1 protein-coding gene and 2 rRNA genes (2 of these 3 cut by a window edge) are annotated in these 2500 nt (G+C 56.9%); 1 reads left to right on the forward strand and 2 read right to left on the reverse strand.

Annotation, left to right across the window (positions count from 1 at the left end; translation table 11 throughout):
- A protein-coding gene (locus ELX51_RS16690) for a hypothetical protein (protein ID WP_127754562.1) crosses the window boundary here: on the forward strand, positions 1–113 show its 3' end. Its footprint begins 808 nt before the window's first position; 113 of the gene's 921 nt are visible here — the last part of the coding sequence; its start codon lies beyond the left edge, outside the window; the stop codon is at positions 111–113.
- A 963-nt stretch (positions 114–1076) separates the two neighbouring features.
- Here the strand turns inward: ELX51_RS16690 and rrf are convergent.
- Positions 1077–1192, reverse strand: a 5S ribosomal RNA gene (rrf, locus tag ELX51_RS16695).
- Between the two features lie 121 nt (positions 1193–1313).
- Positions 1314–2500, reverse strand: a 23S ribosomal RNA gene (locus tag ELX51_RS16700); it runs 1536 nt beyond the window's last position.

Here is a 2500-nt window from a genome sequence, read left to right on the forward strand (position 1 = left end):
GGCGCACCCACGCCGCGATTCCGGAGATAGTGAACTTATCCAACCTGCGGTTCCACGAGGAAGAGATATTCGAGCGACGCTTGCGGCGCCTCGGAATTAGCGTGAGCGACTGAGAGCCGCGCTACTTGCATTGCGGGCCGAGTAGGGGCGGCACGCAACGGGGGCAGTGATCACACGCAAGCAGATGTTCCGCGTGACACAGCTAATGTGAGCCTTAGCTCACGATCCACGACAGTGACGGCCACCGTGAACAACCGAAGGTACAGGCAGTTGATCGTGCCTCCGAAAATATTATCGCCATGCCGGCTCTTGTCAGTCGGCCATCGGGGGCGGGTGGCAATGGGCGTCGGCTTCAGCGTCGTTCGCCAGGATTACGAATTGGGCACTCTCCGGCTCCGCCCTCCAGCCGACGATGTTTTTACGCCAGTATGTAGGTTCTGGGGCAACCTTCAGGGTAGCATTCGAGACCTACTTTGCCGAAGCTCGCACCTCGGTATGGATCTAGCAGTGAGGGTGGGCAGGGCCGCTTGGCAACCAGATGGCACTTCGGAGAGGCGCATCTGTGTTGTACGGCTTCTCGCATGCTAGCCCGCGGGCCCTCGTTGGCTACGGTGAACTACGGACGGTGTTCCAGCTGGTGGGGCGTCTGATGAACTTGATCAGGATGAGCTCCGCGGTTGGAAGTGGGCGAAGGCACCTGCAGCCGCCGCCGGCCGCTGTTCCTGCGGAACGGCGGGGCTGCTCATGCATCGCCCGTTGAGTGGGATTGTAACGGCCGGCCACCGGTTCACAACAACAAACTCCCGCGGACAAGTGCGTAGCCGCGGACTTCCTCCCTCAGCTCGGGTGCTATAGTGGATGTCAAGGCGAGCCTAGTCACCGCTTCCCCTCGCCGTGCTATCCGACGCCGACAAGCCGCAATGGTTGACAAGGCACTGGGCACAGGCGGACGCAAGTCCCACCAGGATCTCAAGAGCCGTCCTCCCCTTTCCTCCGGACGCGAAAAAGCCCCGCCTCATTTCTGAGTGCGGGGCTTTTGTGTTTCGACGACGTATTGAGACATCCGTTTTTGGCAGACCTGGCAGCGACCTACTCTCCCAAGCCTTAAGACTTAGTACCATTGGCGCGGAAGCATTTGACGGTCGAGTTCGGGATGGGATCGGGTCCTGGGCGCTTCGCAAGAACCACCAGGTCAGCGAAAAACGGATGGTGAAGATCTGGTTAATGTTTGTTCCAACGCTTTCCCATGCAAGAAGCGTTGGTGGTGTATTTCTGAGCGATCGTTAGATCAATGCGGACATTGATTAATGAGAACGATCAAGCCAATCGAGCTATTAGTACCGGTAAGCTTCACACATTGCTGCGCTTCCACACCCGGCCTATCGACGTGGTGGTCTTCCACGGCTCTCAAGGGAATACTCGTTTTGAAGGAGGCTTCCTGCTTAGATGCTTTCAGCAGTTATCCCGTCCGAACTTAGCTACCCTGCAATGCGGCTGGCGCCACAACAGGTCCACCAGAGGTTCGTCCAACCCGGTCCTCTCGTACTAGGGTCAGCTCTTCTCAATATTCCTACACCCACGGCAGATAGGGACCGAACTGTCTCACGACGTTCTAAACCCAGCTCACGTACCACTTTAAATGGCGAACAGCCATACCCTTGGGACCTGCTCCAGCCCCAGGATGTGATGAGCCGACATCGAGGTGCCAAACAATGCCGTCGATATGGACTCTTGGGCATTATCAGCCTGTTATCCCCAGCGTACCTTTTATTCGTTGAGCGATGGCCCTTCCACGCGGGACCACCGGATCACTATGACCGACTTTCGTCTCTGCTCGACTTGTCAGTCTCGCAGTCAGGCAGGCTTATGCCATTGCACTCAGCGAACGATTTCCGACCGTTCTGAGCCCACCATCGCGCGCCTCCGTTACTCTTTGGGAGGCGACCGCCCCAGTCAAACTACCCACCATACGCTGTCCCGGACACTGTTATGCCGCGGTTAGACATCTATGACGATAAGGGTGGTATCTCATCTTGCGGCTCCACCAGAGCTGGCGCCCTGGCTTCAAAGCCTACCACCTATCCTGCACATGCCGACACAAATGCCAGCGTAAAGCTATAGTAAAGGTGCATGGGGTCTTTCCGTCTGACCGCAGGAACCCCGCATCTTCACGGGGAATTCAATTTCGCTGAGTCTATACTGGAGACAGTGGGGAAGTCGTTACGCCATTCGTGCAGGTCGGAACTTACCCGACAAGGAATTTCGCTACCTTAGGACCGTTATAGTTACGGCCGCCGTTTACCGGGGCTTCATTTCAAAGCTTGCACCTCTCCATTTAACCTTCCGGCACCGGGCAGGCGTCAGACCCTATACGTCGTATTGCTACTTCGCAGAGCCCTGTGTTTTTAGTAAACAGTCGCCACCCCCTCTTTTGTGCCACTCCACAACGGTTGCCCGCTGGGAAGTCACGCTTATCCCGAAGTTACGCGTGCAATTTGCC

It is taken from the genome of Devosia sp. 1566, from assembly GCF_004005995.1.
Lineage (GTDB): Bacteria > Pseudomonadota > Alphaproteobacteria > Rhizobiales > Devosiaceae > Devosia.